Source organism: Bacteroides faecis, assembly GCF_020091505.1.
GTDB classification, from domain to species: domain Bacteria; phylum Bacteroidota; class Bacteroidia; order Bacteroidales; family Bacteroidaceae; genus Bacteroides; species Bacteroides faecis.
Window position 1 is genome coordinate 1,118,555 of record NZ_CP081916.1, and the last position, 20,186, is coordinate 1,138,740.

General features: G+C 40.1%; 11 protein-coding genes, 1 tRNA gene and 1 pseudogene. 9 read left to right on the plus strand and 4 right to left on the minus strand.

Translation table 11 applies throughout. The annotated features are described in order from the left end of the window. The first annotated feature begins 14 nt into the window (after positions 1–14). The 4 genes from K6V30_RS04770 to K6V30_RS04785 all read left to right on the plus strand — a co-directional run bounded on the left by K6V30_RS04770 (position 15) and on the right by K6V30_RS04785 (position 3,499). Positions 15–85, plus strand: a tRNA-Gln gene (locus K6V30_RS04770). Between the two features lie 336 nt (positions 86–421). After that, complete coding sequence (gene kduI / locus K6V30_RS04775) at positions 422–1,264, plus strand: 5-dehydro-4-deoxy-D-glucuronate isomerase (protein ID WP_055269468.1); 843 nt, start codon at positions 422–424, stop codon at positions 1,262–1,264. Between the two features lie 39 nt (positions 1,265–1,303). Continuing rightward, positions 1,304–2,107: a gluconate 5-dehydrogenase gene (locus K6V30_RS04780; protein WP_055269467.1), complete on the plus strand. Its 804-nt coding sequence runs from the start codon at positions 1,304–1,306 to the stop codon at positions 2,105–2,107. A 150-nt stretch (positions 2,108–2,257) separates the two neighbouring features. Next, positions 2,258–3,499 (plus strand): DUF4861 domain-containing protein, encoded by a 1,242-nt coding sequence (locus K6V30_RS04785; RefSeq protein ID WP_055269466.1) that lies wholly within the window; start codon positions 2,258–2,260, stop codon positions 3,497–3,499. A 450-nt stretch (positions 3,500–3,949) separates the two neighbouring features. Here K6V30_RS04785 and K6V30_RS04790 read toward each other — a convergent pair whose 3' ends face one another. From K6V30_RS04790 to K6V30_RS04805, 4 genes are read right to left on the minus strand one after another with little or no spacing between them, the layout of a single operon-like run. Further along, a complete protein-coding gene (locus K6V30_RS04790; RefSeq protein WP_055269465.1) occupies positions 3,950–5,269 on the minus strand; it encodes a DUF4302 domain-containing protein in 1,320 nt (439 codons plus the stop codon). A 12-nt stretch (positions 5,270–5,281) separates the two neighbouring features. Further along, positions 5,282–6,175, minus strand: a complete 894-nt coding sequence (locus K6V30_RS04795) for a zinc-binding metallopeptidase (protein WP_055269464.1) — start codon at positions 6,173–6,175, stop codon at positions 5,282–5,284. A 48-nt stretch (positions 6,176–6,223) separates the two neighbouring features. Next, positions 6,224–7,795, minus strand: a complete 1,572-nt coding sequence (locus tag K6V30_RS04800) for a RagB/SusD family nutrient uptake outer membrane protein (RefSeq protein WP_055269463.1) — start codon at positions 7,793–7,795, stop codon at positions 6,224–6,226. 32 nt (positions 7,796–7,827) lie between these two features. Further along, positions 7,828–11,139, minus strand: a complete 3,312-nt coding sequence (locus K6V30_RS04805; protein WP_055269462.1) for a SusC/RagA family TonB-linked outer membrane protein — start codon at positions 11,137–11,139, stop codon at positions 7,828–7,830. A 381-nt stretch (positions 11,140–11,520) separates the two neighbouring features. Here K6V30_RS04805 and K6V30_RS04810 point away from each other — a divergent pair. The 5 genes and pseudogenes from K6V30_RS04810 to K6V30_RS04830 form a co-directional block, all read left to right on the plus strand. Next, positions 11,521–14,631: pseudogene (locus K6V30_RS04810) on the plus strand (SusC/RagA family TonB-linked outer membrane protein); the annotation flags it as partial. A 13-nt stretch (positions 14,632–14,644) separates the two neighbouring features. Beyond that, positions 14,645–16,216: a RagB/SusD family nutrient uptake outer membrane protein gene (locus tag K6V30_RS04815; protein ID WP_055269477.1), complete on the plus strand. Its 1,572-nt coding sequence runs from the start codon at positions 14,645–14,647 to the stop codon at positions 16,214–16,216. 15 nt (positions 16,217–16,231) lie between these two features. Further along, positions 16,232–17,110: a zinc-binding metallopeptidase gene (locus tag K6V30_RS04820; RefSeq protein WP_055269478.1), complete on the plus strand. Its 879-nt coding sequence runs from the start codon at positions 16,232–16,234 to the stop codon at positions 17,108–17,110. Between the two features lie 4 nt (positions 17,111–17,114). Beyond that, positions 17,115–18,344 carry a DUF4302 domain-containing protein gene (locus tag K6V30_RS04825; protein ID WP_055269479.1) on the plus strand — a complete coding sequence of 410 codons (1,230 nt, stop codon included), beginning with the start codon at positions 17,115–17,117 and terminating at the stop codon, positions 18,342–18,344. Positions 18,345–18,354: 10 nt separating this feature from the next. Then, positions 18,355–19,410 (plus strand): BACON domain-containing protein, encoded by a 1,056-nt coding sequence (locus K6V30_RS04830; protein WP_055269480.1) that lies wholly within the window; start codon positions 18,355–18,357, stop codon positions 19,408–19,410. Positions 19,411–20,186: the final 776 nt, after the last annotated feature.

Consider the following 20,186-nt stretch of genomic DNA (forward strand, 5'->3'; position numbering starts at 1 on the left):
AAAGCACTTATGTTTGTCCTATGGTGTAATGGTAGCACAACAGTTTTTGGTTCTGTTTGTCTAAGTTCGAATCTTGGTAGGACAACAAAAAGAGGCTCCGATAGTCATTGATTATCGGAGCTTTCTTTTTTTGTATCATTTTATATCGTCGAAATGGCTGTCAAACTATGCGTATGCCGGCTTGTTCTTTCAGAGAAAAAAGGTAAGAGTCTATTTCTATTCTGTTAGGTGAAAAACTCCTTCGAAACGTATTATAGTTCGTTAAAAAGATGTACATTGCATCAATTCTGGACATTTTTGGTGGATAATTGGAACAAAATTGCAAGGTTAACCCGTTTTCTTTTACTATTTTTGCATCGTGTACGTAAACGACGTGCATTTGAGAAAGAGAGCTTATTCAATAACTATAAATAAATAAGGTATGAAAACGAACTATGAAATTCGCTATGCTGCGCATCCCGAGGATGCAAAAAGTTATGATACTGCAAGAATCCGTCGCGATTTCTTAATCGAAAAGATATTTGTTCCCAACGAAGTGAATATGGTGTACTCCATGTACGACCGTATGGTTGTAGGCGGCGCGCTTCCGGTAGGAGAGGTGCTGACACTCGAAGCGATTGACCCGTTGAAAGCTCCGTTCTTCCTGACCCGTCGTGAAATGGGTATTTACAATGTAGGCGGACCGGGCGTAGTGAAGGCCGGAGACGCGGTTTTCGAACTTGACTATAAAGAAGCCCTTTACCTTGGTTCGGGCGACCGTGTGGTGACGTTCGAAAGCAAAGACGCTTCCAATCCTGCCAAATTCTATTTCAACTCACTGACCGCACATTGCAACTACCCCGACCGTAAAGTGACGAAAGCGGATGCCGTAGTGGCTGAAATGGGCTCGCTGGAAGGTTCCAACCACCGTAACATCAATAAGATGCTGGTCAATCAGGTATTGCCCACCTGTCAGCTACAGATGGGTATGACGGAACTTGCTCCGGGAAGCGTATGGAACACGATGCCTGCACACGTGCACAGCCGTCGTATGGAGGCTTACTTCTACTTCGAAATCCCCGAAGAGCACGCTATCTGCCACTTTATGGGTGAGGTGGACGAAACTCGTCACGTATGGATGAAGGGCGATCAGGCGGTTCTGTCTCCCGAATGGTCGATCCATTCGGCTGCGGCTACCCATAACTATACCTTTATCTGGGGTATGGGCGGCGAGAATCTCGATTATGGCGATCAGGACTTCTCATTAATTACAGATTTAAAATAAACAACTACAATAGTTTTCATCATTTAATAACAAAAAATTATGAATCAGTATTTGAATTTTTCTTTGAAAGGTAAAGTGGCTCTCGTTACAGGTGCTTCTTACGGTATCGGTTTTGCTATCGCTTCTGCTTATGCAGAACAAGGCGCTACTGTTTGTTTTAACGACATCAACCAGGAGTTGGTGGACAAAGGCATGGCTGCTTATGCTGAAAAGGGAATTAAAGCTCACGGTTATGTATGCGACGTAACAGACGAACCGGCTGTTCAGGCAATGGTTGCTACTATCGAGAAAGAAGTAGGTACGATTGATATCCTTGTTAATAACGCCGGTATTATCCGCCGTGTTCCTATGCACGAAATGGAAGTTGCTGACTTCCGTCGTGTGATTGATATCGACTTGAACGCTCCGTTCATCGTTTCTAAGGCTGTGTTGCCTGCCATGATGAAGAAGCGTGCCGGTAAAATCATCAACATCTGCTCTATGATGTCTGAGCTGGGTCGTGAAACTGTATCGGCTTATGCTGCTGCCAAAGGTGGTCTGAAGATGTTGACTCGCAATATCTGCTCTGAATATGGTGAATACAACATTCAGTGTAACGGTATCGGTCCGGGTTATATCGCTACTCCGCAAACTGCTCCTCTGCGTGAGAAACAAGCAGACGGAAGCCGTCATCCATTCGATTCATTCATCTGCGCCAAGACTCCTGCCGGTCGTTGGTTGGATCCGGAAGAACTGACAGGTCCTGCTGTGTTCCTGGCTTCTGAGGCTTCTAACGCTGTAAACGGTCATATCCTTTACGTAGACGGTGGTATCCTTGCTTATATCGGAAAACAACCGAAATAACGATAACAAGAAATTGCTATAAGGTGATAGGGTGGTGAGGAGATTCCTTACTGCCTGTCACCTTATCGTTTTTCTGTTGAATAGTTTACGGTTTACATTTATCCCCTTTCGTTTTTACCTGATTCTATCCCCTTATTTGTTGTGTATAATATGAAGAAGATATTTATTCTGGCTGCTGTTGCCCTGATGGGCTTTGCTTCTTGTGCTGGCAGCAAGCAGTCAATGACGGTTACAGTGACCAATTCTCTGGCGTTGGAGCGCGCAGGTGAAATGGTTGAAGTTCCGATGAGTGACGTTACGGCCAAGTTGCAGCTGGCTGATACGGCTCAGATCGTAGTGCTTAATGAAGATGGTCAGCAAGTACCTTATCAAGTGACGTATGACGAGAAAGTGGTTTTTCCGGCTACGGTGAAAGCAAATGGCACAGCCACTTATACTATCCAATCTGGTACTCCCGAACCGTATAATGTAATTGCCTGTGGCCGCTATTATCCCGAACGTCTGGACGATGTGGCATGGGAGAATGACTTGGGCGGATACCGTGCCTATGGTCCTGCCTTGCAAAAGCGTGGTGAACGTGGTTTCGGCTACGACCTCTTTACGAAGTATAACACTACGGAACCGATTCTGGAAAGTCTTTACGCTGAAGAACTGGATAAGGAAAAGCGTGCCAAAATTGCCGAACTGAAAAAGACAGACCCTAAAGCAGCTGCCGAACTGCAAAATGCTATCTCTTACCACATTGACCATGGCTACGGAATGGATTGTTATGCCGTAGGTCCTACGCTGGGTTGCGGTACAGCTGCTCTGATGGCGGGTGATACGATTATCTATCCTTATTGCTATCGCACACAGGAAATCCTTGATAATGGACCGCTGCGCTTCACTGTGAAACTGGAATTTAATCCGCTGACTGTTCGTGGAGATTCTAACGTAGTAGAGACGCGTGTGATTACATTGGATGCCGGTTCATACCTCAACAAAGCAGTTATCTCGTACACCAATCTGAAAGAAGCGATGCCTGTGACCACCGGAATCGTTCTTCGTGAACCGGACGGTAAGGTTGTGGCTGATGCTGTCAATGGCTATATTACTTATGTAGATCCTACGACTGACCGAAGCGGAGGAAACGGAAAGATATTTGTTGGTGCTGCATTTCCTGCACAAGTGAAAGAGGCTAAAGTTGTTCTTTTCGAAGAAAAGGAAAAGAAGGAGCGTGGCGGCGCTGACGGTCATGTGCTGGCAATCAGCGAGTATGAACCGGGTTCGGAATATACTTATTATTGGGGATCTGCCTGGGATAAAGCTGCTATCAAGACGGTTGATGCCTGGAATGCGTATATGGCTGAGTATGCACAGAAAGTGCGCACACCGTTGACGGTGGCTTACTAAGGAATAGAATGTTTGTAATCTATCCTCACAGTTCGCTCGATAAGGAGCGGCTGCGAGGATAGGTTTTTTAGTTACCGCTAATTGACTATGTTTTTTCGTAGTGTAATATTTATAAGGAAAGGTAGCAGTTTTGCTATGACATCTATCAATGTTTGAAATAAGATATATTGCATTGGTAGAACATGGGTATATCATAATAAAGAATATTTTGGGATATTTCTATATGAATATTGCAAAAGTATATAAGATAATGTTTAGGCATATCTGTTTATTGCCCTGTATTCTTTTAATAAGTTTGGAACTTTTGATTAAATAATTATTTAAAATGGGGTATACCTCACGGTACGCCCCATTTCAAGACAATTAATGTAAAGCTAAATCTAGAGGTTTGGAAAACTAGAAATTAGCAAAAGAAGAAGCGCACTCGCTTTCTAGTAATATGCAATGCATTTACTGTTCATTTGGCCAACGAACTTCAAATGGAACTAACATAAAGTAATTGCTAGCGAGATCATTGTCCTGTAATTGTATCACAGATGGATTCTTAGGATTATCTGCTGTTAGAGTAAATGTTTTCTTTTCTCCATTCAGTGAGCCAATCATTTTCAGAATATCACTTACACCAGCATTTACATAGGCTATTCCTAGTTGATCTGTTCTTCCTTCTAGTTGTAACCAAATATGATTATCGTCTACTGTACCATATGTATAGGATACAATAGATCTTGCAAATGTTGAAGGAGTGTCAAGTGGTGCAAAACAGAATCCGTATAATCCTGAATATACTCCCATATGAGCCCAGTAAATATCATAATAACCATTGGGATCTGCATATAACTTGTTGATAGCTGACGTCCACAAGCCCTTACCGTAATCACTCATTAGACTCTTTGCAAAATACCATTTACCACTAAAGAAGAGTTCACTCAACGCAGGCCATGTGTCATGCATTGTAGCGCCTGTCGCTTCATCAGTAAAAGTAAGTACCATATTTTCGTCTTCACCTACATATTTCATGCCTGTAATCTCTTTTCCTCCGATTTGTAGAGGTTTATAGAATGCAATGCCGTCTGTTGTCACACGGAAGGAAGCGGTAGCTGCTTCATAACTTTCTTCTCCTGGGTAGGAGAATAGCAGCGTACGATAATTCATGGTAGCTGTTGCTTTTATATCCCCCATTGTAAAATTGAAAGAAGCTCCTGCAGAATTCATTATGTTTGCCATATCAATATACTTCTGCATCAGATCAGTCCAACTTATATCCGTAGCAATCGGGGTCATAATGATGGTATTTCCGGTTTTCTTTCCCTTTAGATATACTTTCTCAGCAGTAGCTTCTACTACCATAAATTCATAATCACCTCCCATACCACTGTCAACAGGACCGATTCCATCTGGATTACTCGGGTCGGAGAAATAGTGGAATAAAGAATTGTGGGTGTTAAAGGTCAATACTGGGCCGCTATCCGGAATCAATTCATACATACTTGTTTCCGTTTGGTCAGCTTTGCCTAATTCGGAGGCAACTGTAACGGAGTTGTTTTCTCCAAATTTTACAAACATTGTATATCCTCCATAAGATTGCTCTTTTTCAGGAAAATATTCCATTATCCAGCCGTTGGTTGCTCCCATCAATATTTGTTGGTCTTGCATTAGCCGTTCTTCCATACGTTGGGAAGCCGGTTTGTCAAAAATATCATCGTCGTCCTTAAAGCATGATTGAAATATTAAGGGCAATGCTAGTAATAAAAGATAGTATATTTTCTTCATAATTTGTTCGGATTAAAGTTCATCTAAGTCGAGTTCTCCTATTCTTTCTTGATGATCAAGCACTGTATCGCGCAATACATCAAGGTCAATGTTCCATGTGTCAAGCATGTAATTATATACAATTTCGAATTTGGAATTAATAATGGGGGCTCCGGTAGTACCTGCCGTTTTCAGGCGTGCTGCCCAAGTGGCCTCTGTGTTTGTTACATAAGTGGCTATCAGTTCCACAAAATCCTCATCTACGGCACTTGAAGCATATGGAGTAATAAAACCTGCTTTCAAGGCTGCAGCATCGGCTGCACTGCCGCTTCCCCATGCAGAACTCCAGCTGTCCTTTACATATTCACTTCCACTGATTTCTTTGAAAGCAGTGGGATATGGACGGGTTTGATGGAGGATATGTGCGAACTCGTGGTGGATTGTTTTAAAATAATAATAGTTTAAATCAGCCACGTTAAGTACATTTATGTTATTTACGTTATAAAGTGTAATTTTCAATCCACCTTCGGCTGTACCTAAAATCATGTCACCATTGTTTTTGTAAGCAGGAGAACCTACCAAATGAATCATTTTGGGGAAATAATCACGGATAAATTCTTTACTTCCTGTTACCTCGTCATAAACATTGAGACAGAGGAACTCAACTAATTTAGCAAGTTGTACAGATTTTGTGTAGTCAGCAGGAATTAAATTATAGTCACGATCGGACTCAATATCTTCCATGCGATATTTAAAGTCTATGTTATAAGGAGTTACATAGTGTTTTACAATCCAACGATCGAAATCGTTTTCAACGCGCTGTGCTTCAGTAATAACGCTCTCACTGTTCAAGTCATCTTCTGAACAGGATACGAAGAGTGCGGCAAACAGCACAACTATAAAAATATAAATTTTATTTTTCTTCATTGTCTTTACTTCTTTTAGATGTAATACATTATTTCAATACTGAATCTTTTATCTTGGGTTTGGGGTAATACCGGCAGAGATAACATCAGTAGGGATTTGTAATGCACAACGGTTATCACGTACTTTCAACATATCTCCAATGGTGACAGGTTGCCCGCTTTGCATTGTACGACGGTAGATTTCGATGCCGTAACGTTTTATGTCAAACCAACGTAGTCCAGTGAATAGTGTTTCGTAACGCCGGGCGTAAAGCAAAAATTGTAAATATGCCTCTTGTTGTCCCTCTTCAATAGTAAATTCTGGATTTAGTTTTTTCTTAGGTGTAGGTGCATTAGGTGTATAATACTCATAGCTAGCTACCCAGTTCTCTATAGCCTCTTTCGTAAGTGTATACGGACCATTGATTGTATTATTTACCCATGTTTGAAGATCTGCCAGTGCTTTATCATATTCCTTGAGCAAGATATATGCTTCGGCGCGTGCCAACAGTGTTTCTTCAGCAGTAAAGGCTGCATAAACAGTTCTCGCATATCCGGTTTGCGCTACAGGGTCAGTATATTCTATCAAATATGGAAAACGAGGTACTAGTGTTTTGTCAAAATTGGTTCCAGTGGATGCCCAAGGATAGAATTTATACACTTTATTTGCAAACGGTCCCCATGGGCCACGGCTCATAAGGGTTTCTGTTTGTGCTAAATATGCTCCGTGTGCATAGCGAGACCCAGTATAATAAGAAGTAAATACTAATCCGAGTTGAGAATATGCAGTTTGCAATAGATAATTAGCTTTCACGTTTGCACTTACATATTGTTCGCATACTTTACTGAATGGATCTTTAGGTAGTGCATCTAGTGCGGCATAGTCACGAAGTTGTCCGGCAGGTGAAGAACCAAGTGCTTTTGTTGCACAGTCTATTGCGTCTTGCCATCTTTGATAATAAAGATAGAAACGAGTAGCAAAGGCGTAAGCTGCTTTCATATTAAAGTGATATTTAGGTACAGTATAGATTTCATCACTAATTAGTGGCAAGCCTTCTTTTAAGTCTTTTTCTATCTTCTCGTATACTTCAGCTACAGTGTTGCGTTCATATTTCGGGTCAAGTTCTGTTTCAGGTACCTCCATGTAAGTAATTCCCAAATCTGTTGCGGCATTTGCTTTTGTGTAATGCTGAGCAAATGTGTTGACGAGGATGAAGTGAGAATAGGCACGGCATATTAATGCTTCGCCTTTTGCCGCTTTTAAGGCTGACGTTTCTTCCATCTCAGCGATAGACGCCAGTGCTTGATTGGCTACAGCTATAGCATTGTAGCAGCCTTCCCAGATCCGGGAAGGGTCTTCGTTGTCTGCTTCAGTAATCACCTGCCAATTGTAAATCTGTTCCATAAAACGGTCGCCATAGGGATTTGATTCTCCGAAATCATCCACGTTATCTGTTCCTAGTTCCGTACAGAAAATATAGTCAGTTTCCGGATAGGCAGATACTAATAAACTGATGATTTTTGATTCGCTGTCCAGTTCGGCACGGTTATCAGGCATTTCGTCCAAGTAATCCTTGCACGAAGTAGCGGTCAGCATACCTGCCACAGCTAAAAATGTCAGTAATATATTTCTTTTTTTCATAACTTTTTTTGTTTTTTACAGCAATCTATCTATTAAAATCCAACTCTCAATGTCAGCGTGAATTGTTTAGGTACGGGAGCTGCTACACCACCGGTGTTAAAGAATTCTGGGTCTTGTCCGTTCAGCTTCTTGTCGGCATAAAGCAGGAAGAGGTTGGTAGCCTGTAGTTTTAGTGAAAGGTTGGCTAAGTTCCATTTGTTTATCAAATCTTTAGGAAAGTCGTATGCTAGAGAGATTTCCTTCATACGGATAAAGTCACCTTTTGCTATACGTGCCGTTGAATAGTTATAAGAGTTGTATGCCACAGATAGATTGCGGTCATTCTTCTCTTGACGTACACTGGCAATTACAGGTATATCAGTATATTTCTCATCGCCTGGTACTACCCAGCGGTTACGAAATTCTTTTGGCATTGCGGTAAGGTCAGTATATTTTTTCTTGAATACCGGGTCAAGGCGGATTACGTTTCCAAACGAATATGTAATGAACAGGTTCAGACGGAAGTTTTTGTAGGTAAATGTATTACCTAAACTACCAATATCTGTCGGGTCTGCTGAACCGGAATATTGAAGAAAGTCTGTATGTTCACGATCTTGGAAGTATATATCAGATACACTGATGTTTCCATTCTGATCTTGGAAGGTTGGAAGTCCTTCTTCATTTAGTCCCATAAAAGGAATAGAAAAAATGGAACGTACAGGATAACCTTCAACAGCAAATCCATTACCGGAAACGAGATCAATAATACGTTTTTTTCCGCCCTGCAATTCGGTGACCTCATTTTTGTTGTGTGAATAGATGAAGTCTGTAGACCAGGTGAAATCTTTGGTCACAATATTTCGGGTAGAAATAGAGAGCTCAAATCCACTGGATTTCATGGAAGCTACGTTTCCATATTTTTCGATTTCTCCACCTAGGCCTTGTGTTGTGATAATACCTATTAAATCATAGTTATTACGTTTATACCAGTCGGCAGTTACATTGATGCGGTTATCAAGGAAACCGAGGTCAGCACCAATATTAAGCTCATGCTTTTTTTCGTAGGTTAATGCACCGTTTTCAAGGTTCTTGATATAGAGAGCTGATTCTGTAACACCGCTTGATGGACGCCATGGGTTTCGGGAACTAATAACTACGCGTGAGTTGGTTACATTGCTTGGTCCACGGTCTGCAGTAAGGCTATATGATGCCTTTAGTGTGAGGTGGGACATGGCTGGTTGCAGTGCTTTAAAGAACTCTTCTTCATGTGCATTCCATGCGCCAGACACATTCCATGTAGGTAACCAGCGGGAAGAAGTGCTTCGCCCTAGTTTATTGGAACCTTCGTATCGAATTGTTCCATTAAGTGTATAACGTCCTTTATAAGAATAGGTACCGTTAGCGAAAAATGCGACATCGCGTGCATGGGTGTTATCCATCGTGAAATAATCTGAGTTTTCTTCTTTACTCTTTTTGAATACTTCATATGCGTAAAAAGGTATTTCCCCCATTGTATATTGCATACCCCAGCCACGGTTCCATGTTTTACGGCGGTCAATAGAATTGACTTCCATACCACCATAGAGGTTCATGATATGAATTTCATTAAATACTGTGTTATAAGCAGCTGATGCACGGAAGTCATAAGCCAACATTCGGTAGTCGGTACGCTCGTAGATACCCCCTTGTGGCAATACTGTAATGGGGACTGCATACGGATTGTCCGGATCTGTATAAAGGAAAGGGTTATTATCACGTATATGTGTAGTGGGCATTGCACGATAAGCCAGCGCTTGATTGGAATAATCAGTGATGGTGTGCTCCTGTGAGGTGGCCTGATATTTCACTGCTCCCAAAGCTGCCAGTTCCAGTCCTTTGACGGGTTTCCATTTCATTTCTCCTTGAAATTTCAAGTCAACTACATTGATGTCCAGGTAATTGTTTTCCAATTCATTGAAAATATTGAAATCAGCATAATTACGTGTGTAGATTTCTGTCGGATCAAGTGCGCGTGAAGTGTTTAGTGCATAAGAATATGGGTTGATGTCAAAGTCACGTTTTACTTCTCCGTTCACGGCATCGATTTCTGATGAGAGTGTTCCCGGTGCCCGCTGTTTGCGATAAGAAGCACTGGAAATTAAGTTCATCGATAGGTTTTTTAGGACATTGTAAGTAGCATTCAGGTTGGCTGTGTAACGATTTACTTCACTTTGACGTGACCATCCCGGATCGACCAATGCACTAAGAGAAGCATAGTAATTTGCTTTCTCATTACCAGAAGTAATGCTGACTGAGTGTGTTTGCATTACGTTGCTTTGGAAGAGCTCGTCAAACCAGTTTGTATTACGATATTCTGCATCACGGAGATAAGCGTTACGACTAGCTTCTGTATTCAGCAATGTACTATTAGATATTTTCTGATACATTTTCCCGTATACACCGCTTTCACTGGCATTAGCCAGATCGGCGTAAGTAAGCCATCCTTTCTGTTGCATTTCTTGATAAACAGCCATCTGGTCTTGCGAATTCATAATGTTGAATTCTGAATAATGGGGTTTCATGCGGTAGGTGAATTCTCCAGTGTAGCTGATGCGATTCATTCCTGCCTTCCCTTTTTTAGTGGTGACTACGATCACACCTGCCATAGCGCGTGCGCCATAGATTGAGGTGGCTGAACCGTCTTTTAATATCTGAAAGCTTTCAATATCGTCCGAGTTTAGTCCTGCAATGGCAGAACTGATTAGTGTAGTGGCATCTCCTGACGAAAGTTGATCGGCACTAACGTCTACAACATCTTCCATGATTACGCCATCTACTACCCATAGGGGTTTGGAGCTACCGTAGATGGAGGTAGCACCACGGACACGAATTTTGGGAGCGGTACCAAATGTACCGGAAACGTTCTGTACAGATACTCCGGCTGCACGGCCTTCAAGTCCACGGCTGATTTCGGGAAGTCCGTCTAACTTTACATTATCTGCGGTTAAGTTGGCAGCTGCACCCGTGAAGAGACGTTTATCTACTTTTGTCATACCGGTAACAACAACTTCCTCAAGCACTTCCGAATCTGCTTTCATAACAATTTTCATCAGATCAGGTTTGATAGCGACCTCTTGGGTTTGCATACCAATAAATGATATTTTCAAAGTTCTAGAAGAACTTGGTACTTTATCTATGGTGAACTTACCATCAATATCGGTAACTGTTCCCATCGTTGTACCTTTCACTAACACGGATGCTCCCACAACAGGCTGATCATCTTCCTCAGAAATGACGACACCTGTCACCTTTTTAGGTGTTTGGGCAATCACTAGGCCTATGCTTGCCAGCAGGCAGGCCAATAACAGCATTAATTTTCTTTTCATAAACACGCTTTATTATTAATAATTAATAATCCGCTTATTTTATAAGTGCGATTTTACAAATATAAGCATATATTTATAAACGCAAAACAATATATCAAAAAATATTTGAAATTACTTGTATATTCATATTGATAGCAGTGATTCTAGTTTATGTATAAAGATATATCATTAAGGCAATTTTATTCATATTTTATTGGAATAACAAGCGGTAATATTATCAATATGTCACTTTATTCGTCTATTATTAATTGTTTAAGACTGTCAATGATAGAAAAAATATACTATTTCCGGACAATTTGTATAAAAAACGTTTATTACACAGTATGTACATATTTATTTGTTATATCGAAAGGGTGAAATATATAAAGTTCTTCTAGAACTTTGAAAGTTAGCTACATTGGAATGAAAACTCAAGAAATTCCTATTAAATCTGGAACAATAAGAATCATATTAAAACCTGATGCCGAGGTCTTGGAAGAAGTTGTAGTGACCGGTATGCAGAAGATGGATAAACGTCTCTTTACAGGAGCGGCTACGAAAATATCTGCAGAGAATGCAAAAATGGATGGTTTGGCTGACGTTAGTCGTGCGCTTGAGGGGCGTGCTGCTGGCGTAAGCGTACAGAATGTCTCCGGTACATTTGGTACAGCTCCTAAAATTCGTGTTCGTGGTGCTACCTCTATCTATGGTAGTTCCAAGCCTCTGTGGGTAGTAGATGGCGTAATCATGGAAGATGTGACAGAAGTAGGTGCAGATCAACTTTCTTCCGGAGATGCGCAAACTTTGATTAGTTCTGCTATTGCGGGTTTGAATGCGGATGATATCGAAAGCTTCCAGATATTGAAAGATGGTTCTGCTACCTCTATATATGGTGCACGTGCGATGGCAGGGGTAATCGTTGTTACAACCAAGAAAGGAAAATCTGGCACAAATAAGATTAATTATACCGGAGAGTTTACTATGCGCATGAAGCCGAGCTATAGTAATTTCAATATTATGAACTCTCAAGAGCAAATGAGCGTGTATCGAGATTTAGAGGCGGCAGGCTATCTGAATTTTTCTGATTTATATCGCGCTTCTAAAAGTGGTGTATATGGAAAAATGTATCATTTGATTAATCAATATGATGCGACGAGCGGAACTTTCGGGTTGGAAAATACGCTCGAGGCACGAAACGGGTTTTTACAGCAGGCCGAATATAATAATACAGATTGGTTTGATTTGTTATTTAGTAATAGCATCTCTCAAAATCATGCTGTCAGTATGTCGACGGGTACAGAAAAGGCATCGTACTATACTTCATTGAGTGTTATGAGTGATCCGGGATGGAGTAAAAGAAGTAAGGTGTCAAGATACACAGCAAACGTCAATGCTTTATATAATATTTCCAAGCAGGTCTCATTGAATCTGATAGGTAATGCCTCTTATCGTAAACAGGAGGCGCCGGGAACCTTGGGCTCGCAATCTGACCCTGTGAACGGAGAGGTAAAGCGTGATTTTGATATTAATCCATATTCTTATGCATTGAACAGTTCGCGTACATTGGACCCTAATGAATATTATGTACGTAATTATGCACCATTCAATATATTTAATGAACTGGATAATAATTATATGGATTTGCATGTAGTTGATTTGAAGTTTCAGGGGGAACTGAAATGGAAACCCATTAAAAAGTTGGAGCTTTCAGCTTTAGGTGCCTATAAATATTCTACTACTACACAAAACCATTATGTAAAAGACTACTCTAACCAGGCATGGGCATACAGAGCGATGGATGATGCAACCATGCAAAAAGCTAATCCGTGGTTGTATACTGATCCGGATAAAATAAATACTTTGCCGGAATCAGTTCTGCCGGTAGGAGGTTTTTATCGTGAAACAAAATATGGTATGAACAGCTACGATTTTCGTGGAACTGCAAGTTACAATGATGTTTTTAACGAAGATCACATCTTAAATATATTTGCTGGTATGGAGTTGAACGCTACGGATCGTAGTAAAACGTGGTTTAATGGTGTGGGAACACAATATGGGATGGGAACATTGGCAGCTTATGATTATCTTTACTTTAAACAAGGGAATGAAGAAAACACAGCTTATTATACTATCGATGAGACCCGCTCTCGTGAAATAGCCTTTTTTGGAACTGCCACTTATTCTTATCAGGGGAAATATACATTGAATGGTACTCTCCGTTATGAAGGTTCTAATAAACTGGGTAAAAGTCGTTCTGCACGTTGGTTGCCAACATGGAATATTTCCGGTGCATGGAATGCGCATGAGGAAAAATGGTTTGAAGGGTTGCAACCTACACTTTCTCATGCTACATTAAAAGCCTCCTATTCATTGACTGCCGATAGAGGCCCTGCTAACGTCAGTAATTCTTATGTGATTATCAATAGTTATAATCCGTGGCGACCTAGTTCTGGGGTACAGGAATCCGGATTACAGATTAAAGAAATTCAGAATAATAACCTGACTTATGAGAAAAAGCATGAATTGAATCTGGGAATCGACTTAGGTTTTTGGAACAACCGTGTTAATGTCGCTTTAGACTGGTATAAACGTAATAACTACGATTTGATAGGCATTACCAATACTCAGGGCGTAGGAGGTCAGATTGCAAAGTATGCTAATCTTGCCAGCATGAGATCTCATGGAGTTGAGTTTACTTTGTCTACTCGCAATATTGTTGGTAAGGACTTCAAGTGGAATACAGACTTCATTTTCTCTAAAGCAAAAAATAAAGTGACGGATCTTCAATCTAACTCTACTGTTATGGAATTGATTTCGGGCAATGGTTTTGCCATGGAAGGATATCCGGTTAGAGGTCTTTTCTCTATGGATTTTAGAGGTTTGAACGAGGAAGGTGTTCCGACTTTTATCAATGAGAATGGGGAGCTGACTACAAGTGATATTGAATTTCAGGAGCGTGATAAGAAGTCACACCTGGTTTATGAAGGACCTACAGATCCAACGATTACAGGTAGTTTTGGCAATATATTCACCTATAAGAGTCTGAAACTGAATGTATTCATTACTTATTCGTTTGGAAACGTAGTTCGTCTTGACCCGGCATTCCACAATAAGTATTCGGACTTGGATGCTACCCCCAAAGAGTTTAAAAATCGCTGGGTGAATTCTGGTGAAGAAAAATACACAACTATTCCGGTTATAGCAGATAAGCGTATGAATACGCAAGATACTCATTTAAGCCGTGCTTATAATGCATATAATTTTTCCTCCGAACGTGTAGCAAAAGGAGACTTTATTAGAATGAAGGAAATTTCATTATCATATGATTTTCCGAAACAATGGATGAGCCATTTAGGATTATCGACCGCTTCATTAAAGTTGCAGGCTACAAACTTATTTTTGATTTATTCGGATGATAAGTTGAATGGTCAGGACCCCGAATTTTTTAATACAGGTGGTGTGGCCGTACCTATGCCTAAGCAGTTTACTTTGACATTAAGATTAGGAATTTAATAGAATATGCATTATGAAAAAGAATATAATAACACTAACCTTTATAACTTCGCTTTTCGCGCTTGCGTCCTGTAGCGATTTTTTGGATACGGTGCCTGATAATCGTATTGATATTGATGGTGCTGATAAGTTTGCTCCTCTGTTGGTTTCCGCTTATCCGACAAAGTTACCTATGCTGATGGGTGAAATGTCTTCGGATAATGTTATGGATAATGGAGCGCAGTTTGATGATATGTTATTGCAGGAGCAGCTCTATTTGTGGGAAGATCCCACAGGCAATGACGATGATTCTCCTTATGGGCTGTGGGAAGCATGTTATAATGCTATTGCTTCTGCCAATCAGGCATTGGAAGGTATGGATGCTCTGGGTAATCCTGATAATGTCAAGGCCCAGCGTGGTGAGGCATTAATATGCAGGGCTTATTCGCATTTTCTGCTAGCCAATATCTTCTGTATGCCTTATAATCCCCAGACTGCAGATCAGCATTTGGGAATTCCTTATTGCAAAACGACAGAGAAAGAAGTTTTTGTTAATTATGAGAGAGGTACATTAGCTCAAACTTACGAACAGATAGCAGCCGATATTGAAGAAGGGTTGCCATTAATTAGTGACGCTTCATATAGTGTGCTTAAGTACCATTTTAATAAAAAGGCGGCAAATGCATTCGCTGCGCGTTTTTATCTTTACTATCAGAAATGGGATCAGGTAATAGAATGTGCAGACCGGGTCATTGGAAATAATCCCGGAACTTCCTTGCGTCATTGGGAAGAAGATTTTGGAGAATTGTCTTTAGTCTCTGATGTCGTTTCACAATATACGTCAGAAAAGAAAGTTGCAAACTTATTAATCTCTACGGCCTTCTCGGAATCAGGATATGTGACTGGTCCTTGGGATATATATAAGCGTTATGGTCATGGGCAAGAAATCTATAAACATCAGACAATAGATACTTATGGTCCTTGGAGTGTAAGAGGCGGATTGATGATGGCGAATTTTATCATATCAGTTCTTCAAAAAAATCCGTTCCCTAAAATTACTACATTCTTTGAATATACAGATAAGGCGAATAATATTGGTTATGCCCATACAGTTGTTGTTCCTTTTACCACAGATGAAACTATTTTATGCCGTGCAGAGGCCTATGTATTGAGTTCGCAGCACAATTACGAAAAAGCCTTGGAGGATATCAATAATTGGATTGTGTATCATAGTGTAATCAGTGAGGATGAAGGTGCTGACTTAACTCTTGAAGCTCTGAACAGTTTTTATGATGCTCTTCCATATGAACCGGCTTTAGTAAATACTGTTGCTGACAGAAGTTTGAAGAAGAAATTAAATCCTGAAGGTTTTACAGTCAATGCTGGAACAGAGGAGAATCTCATCCAGTTAATACTTCAATTGCGTCGTTTGGAGGGGCTGCAGGAAGGGCTTCGATGGTATGATTTGAAGAGATATGGAATTGAATTCTCTCATAATCGTGCTGGAAATGTTCCCATTGTTCTGACTAAAGATGATCCAAGACGCGCTATTCAGTTGCCGCCGGATGTGATTAATGCCGGAATGAAAGCTAATCCTAGAAACTAGTAAAAAATAGAAAGTATGAAATATATAAAATACATTGCGTTAGCAGCCTTCTTCGCGTGTGGAGTGTGCTCCTGTAGTGAAGATAGTTTGGATGATCAGAGTGTATTTAGCACCGAGGCTCCACAAAGAAATGAATTTGATATATGGTTATTGAACAACTATGTATATCCTTATAATATCGACTTCAAATACCGTATGGAGGATAAAGAATCAGATCATGATTATAACCTGACTCCTGCGGATTATGATAAGTCTGTAGCCATGGCCAAATTGGTTAAATTTTTATGGATTGATGCATATACAGAAGTAATGGGAGATCGTACTTTTATATGTACCCTTGGTCCCAAAATGATTCATTTGGTAGGTTCTCCTGCTTACGATGAGGGGCAGATTACATTAGGTACGGCAGAAGGAGGATTGAAGGTGACTTTGTATAATGTAAATACGCTTGATCCTCATAACCCGGATATTGAAGTTCTGAACTTTTGGTACTTCAAGACCATGCATCATGAATTTACTCACATTCTGCATCAGACCGTTGAGTTTCCTAAAGAATTCTATGAAGTCTCAACAGGAAGATATACAGGAGCAGGTTGGGTAAATATTACGGATGAGAAAGCCTTGAAAAGAGGGTTTATAACAAATTATGCAAGTACTGAAGTTCATGAAGATTTTGCAGAAACCGTAGCTAATTATGTTACTCATGATGAGGCCTGGTGGCAACAGCAACTGAGTATTGCAGGTGACGGTGCTTCTTATATCGATCAGAAACTGGAACTAGCCAAATCTTATATGACAGAAACCTGGAATATTGATTTGGAAAGTCTGCGTGATATTGTACAACGCCGTTCTTCTGAGGTGGTGAGACTGGATTTGACAAACTTAAATGATTAGAGTTATGAGAAAAATATATAGTATTTGGTTTTTATTGGCTCTGCTGGCTTTTGCGGCATGTTCCCCGGAGGAAGACGATTTGTTTGATAAATCAGCGGCTGAACGAATAGATGAGGCTATTAAGCAAGATTTGTCCGTGTTGCGTGGAGCAAAGAACGGATGGGTAATGGAATATTATCCTTCTCCGACAAAGATGTATGGTGGATATACATTCTTGGTTTCTTTCGGTGAAGATGGGAAAGCGAATGTGATGTGTGATTTCTTTGCGGATGGCGAAGGAGTAAAAAGTGAATATGAAGTAAAGCAAAGTGCCGGTGTAATGCTGACTTTTGATACTTACAATGAAATCTTTCATTTCTTTTCTGAACCTTCCAATTATTTGGGTATAGGCGAACAAGGCGAGGGGATGGAAGGCGATTATGAATTCTTGATTCTGGAATGTACGCCTGAGAAAGTCGTACTTAAAGGTAAGAAAACAGGTAATAAAATGCTAATGACCCCATTGCCGGAGAATGAGGAATGGGCACACTATATGGGAACTGTGAAGCAAATAGCTAAAGAGGCTTATCCTGCTTTGTATGATGTCAAAGTTGGAGAGAATGTTGAGTATGCTGTGACGCAACGATATCATAAGTTTGTATTAGTCAATAAAGATGGCAGTGAGAAGGATCTTCCTTTTGTATATACAGTGGAAGGTATCAAATTCTCCGAACCTGTGACGATCGGCGGACAAGATGTGCAATCTTTGGTTTGGGACAGTGAAACGATGGCTTATGCTAATAATAATATCCGTATTGTAGCGCAGGAGCTTCCGGCTGGTTACAAAAAGTATGAGGAACTCTTGGGAGAATATATCTTTGTATATGGTGACGGAAATGATTCGGCTCCTGTACTTCTTCGGGAGGAATTATTTAATCATAGTTTTATAATGGAAGGCTTTCCGATGGACATCCGGATTGTTTTCAAAGCAGATAAAGGAGTTATAGGCATAGAGTCACAGCCTTTGGAAGGTAGTGTGTATTTATGCCCTTGGGCTCTTGGCGCATCAGGTTCTGGTCCTTTGACTAATATGTCAGGGACAGGTATGGTAGGGCAAAACTTGTCAAATGGTAGCATTTTACTAAAAGATAATGGAGTATGGGGAAATGTGGCTGACTCTTTCATTGCTTATGATTTAGCCTCTGGATCATCTATATTCCAAATTGCTTATGTAGTAGGAATGATAAAACAGTAAATCGGTGATTATGAATAAGATATTGTATACTTTGTTGGCTATACTCTGTATTGGGGTATCAGCTTGTAGTGACGACGACGCTGTTGAAGTTGCTTCATTGAATATTGTGCAGTCCACTGTTGATTTTAGTGCAGCGGGGGGAGAGGGCTTTATAACGTTAGAAAATGGAAATGATAATTTGGAAGTCTTATCTAATATGGAGTGGTGCAGTATTAAAAGTGTGACAAGTGATAAGATCACATTTAATGTTGCTTTAAATAATGATCTTGTTACAAGAGCTGCTGCAATAACTGTGAAATTGGGTGGAGAGATGAAGAGAGTTAGCATTACTCAATCTGGGGTAATTGCTAAATATGCTTCAGATACCTTCTATCGTTATTCTGAGAATGTAGCTTTTTCAAGAACCATAAATTTCACCAGTACTTTGCCGGTATCTGTGTCCATTAATTCTGATGCTCAGGATTGGCTGTCATACACAAATGCTGAGGGTGGCTATGTATTTACCGGTACGGCAAATGATACCGGGAGTGCACGTTTGGGTAAGGCTACTATTTCATCCGGTAGCACTTCGGTAGACTATTATTTCTATCAATATGGTATAGATGATCTGTTGGGGCAATATGCAGGAGCTATTCAAGTCTATTCGGATGTTTTTGGCCTTGATGGTGCTCTTCCGCTTGAAGATAACACTTTAATTACTAGTAGTGTAACTGGTGATGGGACCTATTTGATACAGTTGCCGATGTTGAATTTGTTGGGTGCAGTCTTAAAGATGACTGCCACTTATCGAAATGGCGCATTCGTTATAACGACTCCACAGCAGCAAGCTTATCAGATATCGGCTGGGTATGGTTCTATTATAGCTAAATCGGATGATGGACTATATTTGCAGGCATCTATTTTAATTGCTCCCACATTATTGTCTAATGGGCGAATAGGACTGGTTTATGGGTCCGATGTCTATCCAATTCTGGGATTGTTTAAGAATAGAGTACCTACGGCTAATAATTATACGGGATATTCTATCGATTTCCCTGTTCTTTTAATGCAAAAGGTTGTCCAATAATATAAGATATCAAACATACATGGATAGCTGATTGAGCTTAGCTATTCATTAATTAATAAGAGTTGCTTTCTTCGGGGAGGCAACTCTTGTTAGTTTAGCAGATTTACCTCAGAATCTTACTGTATTTTAATGTTGGGAATGGGTATTTTCTCTGCTGGAGACAAATGGGCAGAATATAAGTATTTTAATTTGAGTGTACGGGAATAGTCTTTCTCCTGTCACAGAACGCTTGATAAGTTCCATTTCATTAGAGGATAACTTGTTTTTCTTTAATGCTAAACTTGTTTTTTATTTAATGTAATCTATAAACGCAAGTTCCGTTTTTATAATTGCAAGCTTCAATTATAAAAACAAAGCTTTCATTTTTATAAATGAAGCTTGCAATTATAGATTGGTTTTATGTAAGAACCACTTTGTTATTAGGGAAAAGGAAGTTAGTATCGGAAGGAAAACAACTTTTCTATTAATAGATGACAGGGGAAAGAGCAGCCAATGTGATATAAACGAGTAACAGGTGAATGTTACGGTAGCTTTTATACCTTTGGATCGATGATTTGGGAATGTTTGTGCTCCCAAAGTACTTAAATTGCGGGCTCACTTTTATGGGAAAGTGAAGAAACTTGGTGTTCTTATTGTTGGAAGAATGCTGTTGGCATCTCCTAAATGTTTGAAAATTAATAGAGTGTAAAGTCTGTGTTTTCTTGAAGTATAAGTGGCAGTGTGAGGAAAGATATAATGATGATGTAAATTAAAATGGGTTTCTACCAATAAGTTCT

Bases quoted from the DNA above. Each gene is read 5' to 3' on its own strand.
- kduI (WP_055269468.1), top strand. From the start codon at position 422: ATGAAAACGAACTATGAAATTCGCTATGCTGCGCATCCCGAGGATGCA.
- K6V30_RS04825 (WP_055269479.1), top strand. From the start codon at position 17,115: ATGAGAAAAATATATAGTATTTGGTTTTTATTGGCTCTGCTGGCTTTT.
- K6V30_RS04800 (WP_055269463.1), bottom strand. From the start codon at position 7,795: ATGAAAAAAAGAAATATATTACTGACATTTTTAGCTGTGGCAGGTATG.
- K6V30_RS04780 (WP_055269467.1), top strand. From the start codon at position 1,304: ATGAATCAGTATTTGAATTTTTCTTTGAAAGGTAAAGTGGCTCTCGTT.
- K6V30_RS04830 (WP_055269480.1), top strand. From the start codon at position 18,355: ATGAATAAGATATTGTATACTTTGTTGGCTATACTCTGTATTGGGGTA.
- K6V30_RS04795 (WP_055269464.1), bottom strand. From the start codon at position 6,175: ATGAAGAAAAATAAAATTTATATTTTTATAGTTGTGCTGTTTGCCGCA.
- K6V30_RS04815 (WP_055269477.1), top strand. From the start codon at position 14,645: ATGAAAAAGAATATAATAACACTAACCTTTATAACTTCGCTTTTCGCG.
- K6V30_RS04820 (WP_055269478.1), top strand. From the start codon at position 16,232: ATGAAATATATAAAATACATTGCGTTAGCAGCCTTCTTCGCGTGTGGA.
- K6V30_RS04785 (WP_055269466.1), top strand. From the start codon at position 2,258: ATGAAGAAGATATTTATTCTGGCTGCTGTTGCCCTGATGGGCTTTGCT.
- K6V30_RS04790 (WP_055269465.1), bottom strand. From the start codon at position 5,269: ATGAAGAAAATATACTATCTTTTATTACTAGCATTGCCCTTAATATTT.
- K6V30_RS04805 (WP_055269462.1), bottom strand. From the start codon at position 11,139: ATGAAAAGAAAATTAATGCTGTTATTGGCCTGCCTGCTGGCAAGCATA.